Origin of the sequence: Rothia similimucilaginosa (assembly GCF_029850985.2) — a bacterium.
In the GTDB taxonomy this organism is placed as follows: domain Bacteria; phylum Actinomycetota; class Actinomycetes; order Actinomycetales; family Micrococcaceae; genus Rothia.
In genome coordinates this window covers 1289112-1302939 of sequence record NZ_CM138149.1, presented here as the reverse complement: position 1 = coordinate 1302939, position 13828 = coordinate 1289112, and the positions used below count along the sequence as shown (strand labels likewise).

Genomic DNA, 13828 nt, shown 5'->3' with positions numbered 1-13828 from the left:
TTCGGGGGAATAACCAGCGGTTTTTGTATGTCTAGATGCCCTTGTCTAGATGCTCTCGCCTAGATCCCCTTTATCGGGCGGCGAGGGCGGTCGCTTACTTGCGGCTACCGAAGATGATGTCATCCCATGCCGGAACGCTCACGCGCTGCTTCTTCGAGGAGGAAGGCTTAGGCTTCTCATCGGAGGCGGGCTCAGTCTGCGTCGTAGCAACGGGGGCCTCAGCTGCGGGTGTGTCCTCGATGGGTGCCGGCATGGTGAAGGACTCGACCGGAACGGATTCAACGGGTGCTTCCGAGTCCACAGCCAGCGGGCCGATGGTTTCTACGGTAGTTTCTGCTTCTACGGTAGTTTCTGCGGTGGGCTCGAGTGTAGCCGGTGCCGCAGGCGCTACCGGGGCAACAGGTGCAGCGGGCGCAGCCGGTGCTACAGGCTCGCGGTGCATGAACACCTCAGGCTCCTCAACCTGCGCCGGGCGCACCGAGCGGGCGCGCTCCAGAAGCTCCTTGAGCTTACGCTCATCAGCGCTCTCAGAGGAGGTAAGGGGTGCCGGTGCGGGCTCGGGTGCCTTCGGCAGGCGGGCGGGCGGGACCTCAACGGGAGCCTTCTTCGCGGCGGCGGCAACGGCGTCCTCACTATTGCCCATCAGGAAGTACGCCGCCTCATTCGACGCGTACAGGCCCTGGTTCGCCGGGTTGTACACCCAGCGCGCGGGGAAGACGACCTGCGCGGGCAGGTTCTGACGCACCGAATCCTTCAGCGCAATATCAACCTCAACACGCCACTGGCCGTTCTCCTGCTGGCGGGTGGTCCAGTCCTGGGTTGCGTCCTCAAAACCGTAACGCTCGGAGACTTCCTCAATGCGGGCGCTCAGGGTTACGGGAATCTGTGCGGTACCCGAAGCGGAGCTGCGGCGACCAATCTTCACGCTCTGAGCGGCACGAATAATGTGGGCACGCTCAGCAACAATCGGCCACTCGTAGCGGCGCACGCGCTCCGGCTCCCAACCGGACTCTTCAGCGATTTCCTCAACGGAGGCACCCTGACGGAAACGGGTCTGAATATCGCGCGGACCGTAGGTGCCCTTAGCGCCCAGACCGCGGGCGGGCTGAATACGGCGAGCCTTGGTGATGCTCGTGCGCAGGTTTGCGTCAATCGGCAGTAAGAAGCGGGTGCCGTCAGCAGACTCAAGCACCAGATTTTCGCCGTCATCGTGAACGCCAATCAGACGCAGTTCAAGCATGAGAACCTCCATAGGTGAACCGGACGCGTTCGTGAATGTGTTGCACGGAACGCAAACTACCTACCAGGGTACCGTGAAAGCGCGGTAAATCAGTAGCGGAGGCGGGATTTTCACCAAAAAAACATGTACTTTTCGCGCCAAAAAAGCTAAAATGTGACGCCTAAACAGTCCAAAGCCTACCCAGGATTAGACAAATAGGGTGCCAATGGTGAACAATACCTGGCATGCCGTCGGGGTTAAATTACACGCCAGCGGCATCTAGAGCACTCATTAAATAAGTTAAACAAGCGTGGCCTGGTCCAACACACAGCCACAGAACCAACGGAGCGTGAAAGTTTGGCAACTGATTACGATGCACCTCGCAAGCAGGACGAAGAGCAGAACGAAGAGTCCTACGAGGAGCTGAACGCCCGCCGTTCCGAGATGCAGTCCGGTGCGGTGGACGAAGACGAGAACAGTGCAGCAGAAAGCTTCGAGCTGCCCGGTGCTGATCTCTCCAACGAGGAGCTGAACGTTGTTGTTCTGCCCGCTCAGGACGACGAGTTCACCTGCGCCTCCTGCTTCCTGGTACGCCACCGCTCGCAGATTGCACACGAAGAGGGCAACCTGTCCTACTGCATCGAGTGCGAGGGCTAAAACTTTAGGGAAGGGCTAACACCCACCCGACATACACCTCATGACGGGGCGAGTGCCGAGTGCACCCGCCCCGTTGAGTATGTGAAAGTCGCGCACACATGAACAGCGCCGCGTCGAACCCAACAGGGCGCATCGCGGCAGGTGCTGAACATCAACACGCAACGAAAACACCCCGCAGTAGAGCCTCAACACAGCGCGAGGTGATGGCACAGACACCCGCGAAAGGTTAGAGTATTGACCATGATGACCCCCGTAAACGTCCACATTAAGCTGCTCGACCCCGAGCTGCCCGCCCCCGCCTACGCAAAGCCCGGCGATGCCGGCGCTGACCTGCGCTCCCGCATTGACTTCGACCTGGAACCGGGCGAACGCGCTCTTGTCCCCACCGGCGTGGCAATCGCCCTGCCCGAAGGTTACGTCGGTCTGGTGCACCCGCGCTCTGGCCTGGCGACAAAGAACGGTATCACCATCGTGAACGCACCCGGCACCGTTGATTCCGGCTACCGCGGCGAGCTGATGGTCACTCTGCTCAACACTGACAAGACCAAGTCCTTCCACGTGCAGCGCGGCGACCGCATTGCCCAGCTGGTCATTCAGAAGTACGAGCACGCAACCTTTACCGTGGTGGATGAACTGGAACAGACCGAACGCGGCTCCAGCGGCTTCGGCTCCAGCGGAATCCACTAGTCTGCTCTCACCGCGATTGTCGCACGAGAGAAGAGAAGAAACCCCCGCACCCTGTGTGTGGTGAAAGTAGGAATACCATGTTCGGATTTGGTAAGAAGAAGCGCACCGCCGAGGTTGAAGAGGCAAAGACCGAAGAGGCAGTCGAGGCGACCGAAGAAACCACTGAAGCTGAGGACAGCGCGGCTGAGGGCACCGAAGCTGACGCACCCGAGGTTATCAAGTACGACCGCGTTAACGGCCCGCACGACATCGAAGAAGTCACCACCGAAGACCTCGAAGATTACGTCGACCTGGGGGCACTGCGCATCAAGCTGCTCGATGGCATGAACCTGCGCCTCGAAACCGACGACGCAACCGGCGCGGTTATCGCCGCAACCATCACCCGCGACGACGCAACCCTGCAGGTGCAGGCATTCGCCGCACCGCGCACCACCGGTATCTGGGACGATATCCGTCACGACCTGACTGAATCCGTCGCCTCCCAGGGCGGCAATGTCGAAATCTACGCTGGCGTATTCGGTGCCGAGATGCTCACTCGCCTGCCAGCCGTCACCCCGGACGGTAAGCCCGGCGAGCGCGTCGCCCGCTTCGTGGGTGTGGACGGCCCTAGCTGGTTCCTGCGCGGCGTCATCTCCGGCGCGGCTGTGCTCGGTGACGATAAGGCTGCCGCCTCCGCGGAAGAAGTATTCCGCACCGTCGTGGTGGACCGTGGCGACGACCCGCGCCCGCCGCGTGAACTGCTGCCAATGACTCTGCCCGCCGACCTGATCGTTGCGGCTGAGGAAGAGCCCGCCGTTGAGCAAGAAACCGAGAATGAGCACAGCAAGCTGCGCCCGATGCCTCGCCGCGGCCCTGAGATTACCGAGATTGGCTAATGCCTGAGTTTTCGAACTACCCGAGTGCGTTCGCGGTTCTTGAGGAGCAGATTTTTGCTCCCGGGTACCCCGAGCGCTTTCGCGTACGCCTTGCCGGACGCGTGGAGCAGGTGTGGTTGCCGACTGCCCAGGATAAGCCGATGTACCGTGCCGAGCTGGTGGTGGCTAAGTCGAAGCCTCTGCAGTGGTCGAGCCCGCTGGCATTGATTGGTATGCCGATTGTGGAGCCGCCCGGTGAGGATTTCGAGGAGGACTCCGAGAAGCAGTACCATCTGAACACGGCGTCTTTGGCGACCGTGGTGGTGCAGGATCCGCACGAGGTGTCTTTCCCACCCTATGCACCGTTTACTCCGGGGGATAGGGTCATGCTCAAGTGGCAGGGCCAGCAGATGGTGCCCGGTGTACTTGCCGGTGTGCTGCTGCGCTGTTCTGGTGTGGTGTCTGTGAGGGCGCATCAGCCGGTGATTTATAACCCGCGCTATGAGATTGTGCCGCAGTTCTTTGTGGAAAAGGGAAAATATGAGCGCTGAGCAGTCTTCGACCCAGCCCAATCCGCACGCTAACCCCGCAATTAGCCCCGCAGATAACCCGGGGCAGGAGGAGAAGCAGCTGGCGCAGAGCCTGAGCGTCTCCATGGGTGCAAATATGCGCCGCACTGCTAACGGTGATGTGGATATTCTGCACGCTATTGGCGGCTGGCGCGGCCTGGTGGAATCCTCTCTGCCTGCTGTGGCGTTCCTGGCGCTGTTCACCGTGACGAAGCAACTGAACCTGTCCCTGATTGCGGCGTTGGCTGCGGCGAGCGTATTCACGCTGATTCGCCTGGTGCAGGGCTCTAAGCTGGTGAGCGCGCTGACCGGTCTGGTTGGCGTGGCAATCTGTGCGTTTGCTGCGTACCGTACCGGTAATGCGAGCGACTACTTTGTGGTCGGTTTCTGGACGAACGGCGTGTACATTCTGGCGTATCTGCTGTCGATGCTGGTGCATTGGCCGCTGATGGGTCTGATCTTCGCGGTGATTCGCGGTGAGGCGCTGACCTGGCGTGAGAACCCGGCGCGTCTGCGCCAGTACATGCTGGCGACCTGGATTATTACCGTGCTGATGATGCTGCGCCTTGCTGTGCAGGTGCCTCTGTACTTCGCGAATAATGTGGAGGTGCTGGGCGCAACCCGCCTCATCATGGGCCTGCCGCTGTACGCTTTGGGCGTGTGGCTGGCGTGGCGTGTGTCGGCTCCCGAGGAGGCGCTGGTGAGCGAGGCCCCCGAGACGCTGGATGCTGAAGTACCGGATGCTGAAGGCTCTGCGAACCGCTAAGGTAAGCCCGGCAACTTGTGCGCCTGAAACTTCGCGAAATAGCTTCATAAAAATAAGCGAAAGCCCCGGTACCCGTATGGGTGACCGGGGCTTTTGTCCCCTCAAACCTGTGCCTCCTCAATTTTTTTTGGGGGGGGGGAGAGAACCATGCCTCGCAACGCTTATGCGATCAGGGCTATGCGAACAGCGTGCGAATCTGATCCTCACCGGCAATGGTCGTGATGAAGAACAGCTCGTCACCGCCCTCAATCGCTACATCCGCACTGGGCGGAATCGGCGTACCGTCACGCAGAATCGCGGTGAGCACCGTATCGACGGGCCACTGCACGTGGTCCACACGGTAACCGATGACAGGGTGATCATCCGGCACAGTGTACTCGGCAAGGGTCGCGCCGCCAGCCTGCAGGGTCAGCAGACGCACCACATCGCCGACTTCCACGGCTTCCTCGACGAGGGCGGTCATCAGGCGCGGGGTGGACACGGCAACGTCCACGCCCCAGGAGTCATCAAAAAGCCACTCATTACGTGGGTTGTTTACACGAGCCACGGTGCGGGGCACACCAAACTCACTACGAGCCAGCAGGGACACCATCAGGTTTGCCTTGTCGTCACCGGTTGCGGCAACGACCACGTCCGCCTTGTTCGGGTGCACCTGGCGCAACACGGACAGCTCGCAGGCATCACCAATATGCCAGCGCACGCCGGGCAGATCGGCACGCTTCTTGGCTTCGGGCTTGGAGTCGATGATGGTCACGTCGTGGCTGTTCATCATGAGCTCTTTGGCGATGGAGGCGCCCACGGAACCGGCACCAACAATAAGGACCTTCACTTACTTTTTACCTTTCGAGGAGTCACGATGGCGGCCGATGAGCTCCACGGGATCGGGTAGCTCCGGGGGAGCGTCACCGATGTGGAATTCATGTTCGACAACGAGGCGGTTGTTGTGCTTCTGCTCGGCGGGTTTCTTCGGGGCGTGGGGATGCTTGCTGCGTCCCGAGGCGGGGGTGTACTCCGCCTCCACTTCTTTGTCTTCAACGCGCGGCGGGCGGGAGAGGATGCGGGTTACGTCCGCAACGTCGTCGGTGTGCATCATCACGTGCACGCTATCACCCTGCTGGTAGGCAGTATCAGGGCGGGGGAGCATACCCTCACCGAAGCGGGTGACGTAGGCGATGCGCACCCCGGCGGCACTTTCGATGCTGGTCAGGGCGTGGCCTGCCCAACCGTCGTTGAGCGGAATTTCGGTGAGCATGAGGCGACCCGAGGGTTCACGGAAATCACCCTTGAGCGCCTGCTCGGGCAGCAGACGGCGCAGCACCTGGTCGGTAGACCAGCGCACCGAAGCGACCGTGGGAATGCCCATGCGCTGGAAGAACTCGGCGCGGTTTGGGTCGTACACACGCGCCACAACGTTCTTTACCTTGAACATTTCGCGTGCCACACGGGCGGCAATAATATTCGAGTTATCGCCCGATGAGACGGCGGCAAAAGCGTACGCTTCGGTAATACCGGCACGCTTGAGGGTGTCCTCATCGAAGCCAACACCGGTCACCAGACGGCCTTCAAAGCCCTTACGCAGCGGCTGGAAAGCGCGTTCGTCCTGGTCAATGACGGCGACCGTATGCCCCGAAGCTTCCAGAGTGCGCGCCAACATGACGCCCACGCGCCCGGCGCCCATAATGACGAAGTGAGGCATACAACCCTCCGAATGTGTTGATGTTTTGTGTCGACAAGGCGTTACCGCCTACCTCTACCAGTGTAATGGGCGGGTGAGGTTCCGCGCCGATGCTCCGTGATATTCCGCTCGCCATGCCCACTATTCGGCTGAATAAAATTGAGCTTTGAGGCTGCGACCTATAGCCTTAACAGCGTGAGGAATCGTTGGGATAAGATGCGCATCGCCCTGACCGGCAGGCCGGTCAGCACGCGAAATCTTTCGGCTGTTAACCTGCCGAAGCGTTACGCTCTGCCTCTTTTCGGCACCGACGGTATCTCCTCGGTCGCCTACGCTGCCGACCAGATGATTCTGACCCTTGCCGCTGCGGGTGCCTCTGCGCTCGCTTTTTCGCCCTGGATTGGTTTGGGCGTAGCGATGGTGGGTCTGCTGGTGATTGGTACCTACCGGTACAACATTAACCAGATTGCCTCCGAGGGCGATATTCAGCTGGTGCACCACAAGCTGGGTGCGCTACCCTCGATTGTGATGGGCGCATCCTCGCTGATGGACTATATGCTCACGGTGGCGGTTTCGATGTCTTCGGCGTCCTCGTTTTTGGTGGCGCTGTACCCGCAGATTCAGGATTGGCGCACCCTCATTGCGGTGCTGCTCATTGTTGCTCTGACGCTGTTTGCGTTGCGCGGTGTGCAATTGCTGGGAAAGATTGCGTACTGGCCGTTGTACGTTTTCTTGGCGCTGTTGGGGGGCACCCTCATTGTGGGTTGGATTCGTGCCGCCACGGGTACTCTGCCGCTGGCTGAATCGGCTACCTACGTGATTGCCCCCGAATACCACGATTATGCCCTGGAAGGGCTGGCGCTGGTATTGCTTCTGGCGCGTTCTTTCTCCGCAGGTGTGGTGGCGTTCTCGGGTGTTTCTACGATCTCTAATTCTGTGAAGTATTTCCGCCGCCCGAAGAAATATAATGCGGCGGTCACCATGATGCTGATGGGCGTGATTACCTCGGTCCTGCTGGTGAGCCTGCTCGGTTTTGCGGCGGCAACCCGTGTGCACATGGTGCACGATACGACCCGTTTTTTGTTCATTGACGGGCACACGCCAGGGGAGTACTTCCACCAGAAGCCGGCGCTGTATCAAGTGGCTTTGGCGATTTATCAGGGTGTTCCGTTCTTCGCGCAGTTGCTGGTGTTTGCCACGGTGGGCGTGCTGATTATCGCCTCGCTGACTGCGTTTACGGGATTCCCGATGATTGCCTCGTCCCTGGCTGATTACCAGTACCTGCCGGTCTTCTTCCGCAGCGTGGAATCACGCGGGCTGTACGCGAATGGTGTGCTGGCGCTGTCGGCATTCTCAATTTTCCTCACCACCATTTTCGGTTCGGATGTGTACTCGCTGATTCAGCTGTACATTGTGGGCATGTGCCTGTCCATGGTGATGGTGCAGCTGGCGGTGGTGCGCTACCGCATACGCCTGCTGCGTATTACTCTCGCGCAGATACCGCGCCGCGCCCTGATTCGTGATATTGCTGTCTCTGCGGTGGGAGTGGTCGTGACCGCCGTGGTGCTGGTCATCGTCGTGGTGACGAAGTTTGCCGCCGGTGCGTGGCTTTCCCTTGGAATGATTGCCCTGATGGTTGGAGGTATGGTTGTGACTCGCCGCCATTATGATGCGGTGGATGCCGCCCTGGACGTCCCCCTGAACGCCGAATCCGTTGCGGATGTGGCAGCCCTGCCTTCGCGTGTGCACGCCATCGTGTACGTGGAGCGTGTGCGCCGCCCGGCGGTTCGTGCCCTCTCCTATGCACGTGCCGGTCGCCCCTCCACGATTGAGGCGCTAACGGTCAACAACGACCGCGCTGCCCTGGAGATCGTGAAGAAGCGCTGGTACGCTCTCGGTATTCCGGTGCCGCTGTCGGTCATTGACTCGCCGTACCGTGACACGGTGGATGCTGTCGTCTCGTATATTCGCCGCCGCCGCAAGAAGTCACCCCGCGATATTTTGGTGGTGTACCTGCCGGAATTCGTGGTGAAGCACTGGTGGCAGCGGCTTCTGCACCGCCGCACGGTGCGTCTCCTCAAGCGGGCGCTTCTGCACGAGCCGGGCGTTATGACGGCCACCGTGCCCTGGGCGATGCATGAGGATGAGGTGTATGATGAGAATTTTGATCAGCGTTTACAAAGCGAAGAATCAACGGTAGAAGCAGAGCCCCCAACGGCATCTGTTGCCCCGAAGATTACTCGTTCTGCCGGTGGCGGCCGTGAACTGATTCAGAGCAACCGCCACGCGGTGTACCGCGGCCGCCTGCACGAGGCGGACGCGGTGGCGAGCGAGAAGAAACGCCAGCCGTAATAATCGCCTGGTGCCTAGAAATAATTGCCCAGCGCCCTGCCCGGTCAATTGCCCTGCAACTTTGCTTGAACACCCCGTATAACGCCTGGACTTAGCCTTTTGCAATGGATGAGGCACCCCTTGCGGGGGCGTCGGAACCGGAGCGAAGGCACAATCGGGTGTAAAATAGTTCACATTAAGTGATTCTTTTAGGAGACAATGCTGTGACCCACACTGCTACCACGCCTGCCGCCTCCAACAACGTAGACGGATACAGCGTCGGGCAGACCCTCACCGTCACCTGTGAGGCACCCGCGCACGGCGGCGCCTTCGTAGCGCGTACCGAACAGGGCGTCATCTTCGTGCGTCACGGCATCGTCGGCGAACAGGCAGAAGTGCGCATCACCGCAATCGGCCCCAAGCGCCGCTTCTACTTCGCAGACGTCATCTCCGTATCCGTACCCTCCCTGGAACGCCGCCCCCACCCCTGGATTCAGGCGGATGCGCTCGCCACCGAAGAGGAACGCGCCACAGCAACCGGCGTACCCGAACTGCTCGGCGGCATGGAATATGGCCACATCAGCCTGGCCGAGCAGCGACACTACAAGACCGATATTGTCCGCACCCAAATCAACCGGCTGGGCGGCCTGCCCCTCGAATCACCCCTGCTGACCAACCTCATCGTTGAAGAGCTACCCCTGCGCGGTAACAACGAAGGCCTGTCCTGGCGTACCCGCGTGCGCTACAACGTGACCAAGGTCCGCACCCAGCCCAGCGACCAGAAGAACAGCGGCAAGAAGAACCCCGCCGTCACCTGGCGCGTCGGCATGCACCCCTACCGCGCCTCCCAGCCCGTACCGGTCGTAGACTTTCCCCTCGCCGCACCCGAACTGCGTAACCTGGAGCTTGAGCGGCTGAACCTGCGCGGCGTACGCGAAGTCGAGGCAACCGTCTCCTCCCGAGGCAGGATTCTTCTGCAGTTCATCGTTGACCCGCGTTTCTCCATCGAAGAAGTCGCCAAGGACATCGAACAGCAGGCATCCGACGCCTGGGGACTGCTCGCCAAGCGCAAGATCTCCCTTTTCTTCACCCCGCAGTCCACCTCGAATGGCAAGCCCAAGCGCCGCCGCCCCGGCTCCGCCCACAGCCCCTACCGCCGCGTACCCGAAGGCGACCAGCTGCTCGGCGCGGGCCTGCGCTCCGTCACCGAAGAAGTCACCTTCGGCTCCCGCCGATTCAGCTACCAGGTGTCTGCCGGCGGCTTCTGGCAGATTCACCGCGCCGCCCCCTCCACCATGGTCGGAGCCATGCTCAACATGCTCCGCCCGCAGGAAGGTGAATGCACTCTCGACCTGTACGCCGGCGCGGGCCTGTTCACCGCCGCGCTCGCAGATGCCGTGGGTGCGACGGGTACCGTTATCAGCATTGAGGGTTCCCCGGTGACCCATAAGGATGCCCGCTCGAACTTCGCGCCTGATGGTTGTTCTCGCACGGAAAACTCTGCGGACACCCGTATTGAGGTGATTCGTGGCGACGTGGCACGCCACCTGGTCGATTTGAAGACAGCCCTTGAGTTTGGTGAAATCCCCGCTATTGATGCGGTGGTCCTTGATCCATCCCGTGAGGGTGCGAACCGAACCACCCTGGAACGCCTGGATGTGCTGGACCCCAAACGTATTCTGTACGTGGCATGTGACCCGGCATCCCTGGGGCGTGACACCGGTATTTTGCGTGAGCTGGGTTGGGACATGGTGCAGCTTCGGGCCTTTGATATGTACCCGAATACGCATCATGTGGAGTCGGTGGCGCTTTTTGAGCGTGCCCCGGCGAAGCCTCGTCCGCGCCGCCGCCGCACCACGTAGCGTGCAACTAGTTGCCTTAACAAAGAAGCACATAATTGCTGTGTTGGGAGGGTTGGGCTGCTCACCAGCCTACCCACTAGGGGTTATTTCAGGCTGTTTTCGCTCAATCCGGTGCGTCTTGCTCTGCGGGAGCATAAATCTGCTTTTTGGCACTGTAAACGGTAGAATCATTGAAGAACCAACGCACGGAATGAGCCGTGCCCCAACCTTGAGGAGTGTGGGTGTATGTCCGCTGAAAACGCATTGCCGCAGGAGGAGACCCCGAATAGCGCCCCCGGTGGCGCACCCACCGCTGACTACAGCATTGGCGATGGTGCCACTGCCAAGTTGCTCCCGGGTATTCAGTCCCCGGCAGACCTGCAGAACCTCAGCTACGAGCAGTTGGAGGAGCTCTCTAAGGAAATTCGCCAGTTCATCGTGACGAATGTGTCGGCAACCGGTGGTCACCTGGGTCCGAACCTGGGCGTTGTGGAGCTGACTCTCGGCATTCACCGTGTCTTCGAATCTCCTAAGGACAATATTCTTTTCGACACCGGCCACCAGTCCTATGTGCATAAGCTGGTGACTGGTCGTCACGCGTTTAAGACTCTGCGTCAGAAGGGAGGCCTGTCGGGTTACCCGGATCGCGACGAATCTAAACACGATATTATTGCTTCTTCGCACGCCTCCAGCTCGATTTCGTGGGCTGACGGTATTTCTCGCGCGCATAAGCTTAACGGCGAAGATGACCGCTACACCGTGGTTCTCATTGGCGACGGCGCGCTGACCGGTGGCATGGCGTGGGAGGCTGTAAACAATATTGCTGCCGACCGCACCCGCAAGGTCGTGATTGTGGTCAACGATAACGGCCGCTCCTACGCGCCGACTATTGGCGGTTTCGCAAACCAGCTGTCTGAGCTCAAGCACGGTGTGCAGCAGCAGGTGGATCGCGTGCGCCTTGACCACCGCTATGACAACGCCCTGGATGCTGTGCGTATCGGTCTACAGCGTGGCGGCCCCGTCGGTCAGATGGTGTACCGCGGTCTGCACGGCATGAAGGCGGGCATTAAGGACGTTGTCGTACCTAAGGGTATTTTTGAAGACCTGGGCATGAAGTACGTGGGCCCCATTGACGGCCACGACCAGCAGGCTGTGGAGAACGCACTGACCGCGGCGAAGAACTACGCCGGCCCGGTGATTGTGCATGCCATTACCGAGAAGGGCCACGGTTACGCGCCTGCCCGCGCGAATGAGGACGACCAGTTCCATGCGGTGGGCCAGATTGACCCGCTGACCGGTGAGGATGTTTCGACCAGCACCTCTGAATCGTGGACCAGCGTTTTTGGCCGCGAAATCGCGGATATTGCTGATGAGCAGGAGAACGTTGTCGGTATTACCGGCGCGATGCTCATTCCCGTGGGTCTGCGCGAATTTCAGAAGCGCCACCCCGAGCGCGTTATTGACGTAGGTATCGCTGAGCAGCACGCCGTGGCGATGAGTGCCGGCCTGGCGTACGGCGGTATGCACCCGGTGGTTGCCCTCTACGCAACCTTCCTGAACCGTGGCTTTGACCAGTTGCTCATGGACGTTGCTCTGCACAAGGCGGGCGTGACCGTGGTGCTGGACCGCTCCGGTATTACCGGTCCGGACGGCGCAAGCCACCACGGTATGTGGGATTTGGCGATGCTGCAGTTCATTCCGGGTCTGCACCTGGCGGCTCCGCGTGATGGTGCGACCCTGCGCGAAGAGCTGCGTGAGGCTGTAGCTATTAACGATGCACCGACCGTGATTCGCTATCCGAAGGGCTCCGTGGGCGAGGACATTCCCGCCCTGGAACGTCGTAACGACGGCGTGGATGTACTGGCACGAACTGATAAACCCCACCCGGAGACCGGCCAGCGTGATGTGCTGTTCGTCGCTGTTGGTGCTATGGCCCGTGTGGCCCTGGAAGCCTCGAAGGTGCTTGCCGCCGAGGGTATCCAGTCCACCGTGGTTGACCCGCGCTGGGTGATGCCGGTGCCATCTTCGGTTATTGAGTTAGCGCGTGATCACCGCATTGTGGTGACCATTGAGGACGGCGTACGTTCCGGCGGTGTGGGTTCACGCATCCGCCAGGAAATGCGTGCGGCCGGTGTGGATACCGCGCTGAGCGAGCTGGGTCTGCCGGCGGAGTTCATTCCGCACGCTTCCCGCGAGCAGATTCTGGAAGAGGTCGGCCTGACTGCGGAAACCATTATCGCTGACCTGCGTGCGCAGCTGGCTGGCGATAAGGTTCCGTTCGCTCGGGAAGAGGGCCAGAAGCCGCGCCACACCCGCTAGATATTCCGGTCTGCGCTTCCTCAGCCATCGGCTCTCAGCGGTAGATTCTCAATAATAGACAGCATAGGCAGACAGAAGCCCCGCCCATCATAACTGATGGGCGGGGCTTTGCTGTATGCACTATGCTGTATCCACTATACGGGGCACTATCGGCCAGCGCCTGAGCTTATGAGCATGAGAAGTAGTGGTTTTAGGAATTGTTAGTAGTGCCGCTGACGAAAATCTTGCCGCCTTTCACCTGCACCGGGTAGCTGGTCAGAGGCGCCTCCGCAGGGCCGTGCACTACTGAGCCGTCAGCTACGGCGTATTCGGAGCCGTGGCAGGGGCACACGATACGGTTGGAGTCCTGCACCTGTACCTGACAACCTTGGTGGGTGCACACGGTGCTGAACGCCTTGTATTCACCTGAAGAGGGCTGTGACACGATAACAGTCGTGGAGCCATGGGTCAGACGCGCCGCCTTGCCCACACCCACAGCGGAGGCAGAACCTACCTCAATGGTACCTTCAGGTGCGGTGACGGCGGAGTCCCCCTCAGCGCAGGAAGCAAGTAGGGCACCGGACGCGACGGCACCGGTGACGAGGGTTGCGCGTCGGGAGAGGACGCGCGCAGAAGATTCAGTCTCGGCGGTAGCTGCTACGGTATCGACAGCATTAGATTCGATGGCGGCAGATGCAGTGGGCGAGGAGCATGCCTTCTGAGAGCGGCAGCATCCGTTGGATGCGGGCATGGTGGTTCCTTTCGTGTACTCTCTCCGCCCTAGGCCGGTTTAGGATAAAAAGCGAATGAGAGCAGGCTAAGCTTGGTTTGTATTGCTCCCGACACAAATTTCTGAGGCAAACTTCCGAGGCACACAAAATACCGGTCGGGTGGGCGCATCAGCAACACACCCAACCGGCACACGTCTATT

The 13828-nt window shown here is 60.4% G+C and carries 12 protein-coding genes; 8 read left to right on the top strand and 4 right to left on the bottom strand.

The window, feature by feature from the left end:
- Positions 1 to 94: 94 nt before the first annotated feature.
- Positions 95 to 1240, bottom strand: a complete 1146-nt coding sequence (gene sepH / locus QFX07_RS05445; protein ID WP_279754606.1) for a septation protein SepH — start codon at positions 1238 to 1240, stop codon at positions 95 to 97.
- Positions 1241 to 1576: 336 nt separating this feature from the next.
- On the opposite strand from sepH, the gene QFX07_RS05440 reads away from it, so the two are divergent.
- The 5 genes from QFX07_RS05440 to QFX07_RS05420 all read left to right on the top strand — a co-directional run bounded on the left by QFX07_RS05440 (position 1577) and on the right by QFX07_RS05420 (position 4752).
- Positions 1577 to 1876: a DUF4193 domain-containing protein gene (locus tag QFX07_RS05440; protein WP_279740582.1), complete on the top strand. Its 300-nt coding sequence runs from the start codon at positions 1577 to 1579 to the stop codon at positions 1874 to 1876.
- A gap of 240 nt (positions 1877 to 2116) precedes the next feature.
- Positions 2117 to 2563, top strand: a complete 447-nt coding sequence (dut, locus tag QFX07_RS05435) for a dUTP diphosphatase (RefSeq protein ID WP_279754605.1) — start codon at positions 2117 to 2119, stop codon at positions 2561 to 2563.
- A gap of 77 nt (positions 2564 to 2640) precedes the next feature.
- Positions 2641 to 3438, top strand: coding sequence for a DUF3710 domain-containing protein (locus tag QFX07_RS05430; RefSeq protein ID WP_279754604.1), 798 nt, complete (start codon positions 2641 to 2643; stop codon positions 3436 to 3438).
- On the top strand, positions 3438 to 3968 hold the full coding sequence (locus QFX07_RS05425) for an asparaginase (protein WP_279740588.1): 531 nt from the start codon (positions 3438 to 3440) through the stop codon (positions 3966 to 3968). The genes QFX07_RS05430 and QFX07_RS05425 overlap by 1 nt, the downstream gene beginning before the upstream one ends.
- Positions 3958 to 4752 carry a DUF3159 domain-containing protein gene (locus tag QFX07_RS05420; protein WP_279754603.1) on the top strand — a complete coding sequence of 265 codons (795 nt, stop codon included), beginning with the start codon at positions 3958 to 3960 and terminating at the stop codon, positions 4750 to 4752. Before QFX07_RS05425 ends, QFX07_RS05420 begins: the two co-directional genes overlap by 11 nt.
- A 175-nt stretch (positions 4753 to 4927) precedes the next feature.
- On the opposite strand, the gene QFX07_RS05415 is transcribed toward QFX07_RS05420, so the two are convergent.
- Together QFX07_RS05415 and QFX07_RS05410 are read right to left on the bottom strand one after the other, a co-directional pair.
- Positions 4928 to 5581, bottom strand: coding sequence for a potassium channel family protein (locus QFX07_RS05415; protein ID WP_279754602.1), 654 nt, complete (start codon positions 5579 to 5581; stop codon positions 4928 to 4930).
- A complete protein-coding gene (locus QFX07_RS05410; protein ID WP_279754601.1) occupies positions 5582 to 6448 on the bottom strand; it encodes a potassium channel family protein in 867 nt (288 codons plus the stop codon).
- Positions 6449 to 6643: 195 nt separating this feature from the next.
- Here QFX07_RS05410 and QFX07_RS05405 point away from each other — a divergent pair, with 195 nt between their 5' ends.
- From QFX07_RS05405 to dxs, 3 genes are all read left to right on the top strand, one after another.
- On the top strand, positions 6644 to 8779 hold the full coding sequence (locus QFX07_RS05405; protein ID WP_279754719.1) for an APC family permease: 2136 nt from the start codon (positions 6644 to 6646) through the stop codon (positions 8777 to 8779).
- 203 nt (positions 8780 to 8982) lie between these two features.
- Positions 8983 to 10620 (top strand): class I SAM-dependent RNA methyltransferase, encoded by a 1638-nt coding sequence (locus tag QFX07_RS05400; RefSeq protein WP_279754600.1) that lies wholly within the window; start codon positions 8983 to 8985, stop codon positions 10618 to 10620.
- A 225-nt stretch (positions 10621 to 10845) separates the two neighbouring features.
- Positions 10846 to 12918 (top strand): 1-deoxy-D-xylulose-5-phosphate synthase, encoded by a 2073-nt coding sequence (gene dxs / locus QFX07_RS05395; RefSeq protein ID WP_279740597.1) that lies wholly within the window; start codon positions 10846 to 10848, stop codon positions 12916 to 12918.
- 190 nt (positions 12919 to 13108) lie between these two features.
- Here dxs and QFX07_RS05390 read toward each other — a convergent pair whose 3' ends face one another.
- The gene (locus QFX07_RS05390) at positions 13109 to 13648 is read right to left on the bottom strand and encodes a Rieske (2Fe-2S) protein (RefSeq protein ID WP_279740599.1); all 540 of its coding nucleotides are present in this window, start codon (positions 13646 to 13648) and stop codon (positions 13109 to 13111) included.
- Positions 13649 to 13828: the final 180 nt, after the last annotated feature.

Excerpts from the sequence above, each read along its gene's own strand:
- sepH (WP_279754606.1), bottom strand. The coding sequence starts at position 1,240 with ATGCTTGAACTGCGTCTGATTGGCGTTCACGATGACGGCGAAAATCTG.
- dut (WP_279754605.1), top strand. The coding sequence starts at position 2,117 with ATGATGACCCCCGTAAACGTCCACATTAAGCTGCTCGACCCCGAGCTG.
- QFX07_RS05430 (WP_279754604.1), top strand. The coding sequence starts at position 2,641 with ATGTTCGGATTTGGTAAGAAGAAGCGCACCGCCGAGGTTGAAGAGGCA.
- QFX07_RS05425 (WP_279740588.1), top strand. The coding sequence starts at position 3,438 with ATGCCTGAGTTTTCGAACTACCCGAGTGCGTTCGCGGTTCTTGAGGAG.
- QFX07_RS05420 (WP_279754603.1), top strand. The coding sequence starts at position 3,958 with ATGAGCGCTGAGCAGTCTTCGACCCAGCCCAATCCGCACGCTAACCCC.
- QFX07_RS05410 (WP_279754601.1), bottom strand. The coding sequence starts at position 6,448 with ATGCCTCACTTCGTCATTATGGGCGCCGGGCGCGTGGGCGTCATGTTG.
- QFX07_RS05405 (WP_279754719.1), top strand. The coding sequence starts at position 6,644 with ATGCGCATCGCCCTGACCGGCAGGCCGGTCAGCACGCGAAATCTTTCG.
- dxs (WP_279740597.1), top strand. The coding sequence starts at position 10,846 with ATGTCCGCTGAAAACGCATTGCCGCAGGAGGAGACCCCGAATAGCGCC.
- QFX07_RS05390 (WP_279740599.1), bottom strand. The coding sequence starts at position 13,648 with ATGCCCGCATCCAACGGATGCTGCCGCTCTCAGAAGGCATGCTCCTCG.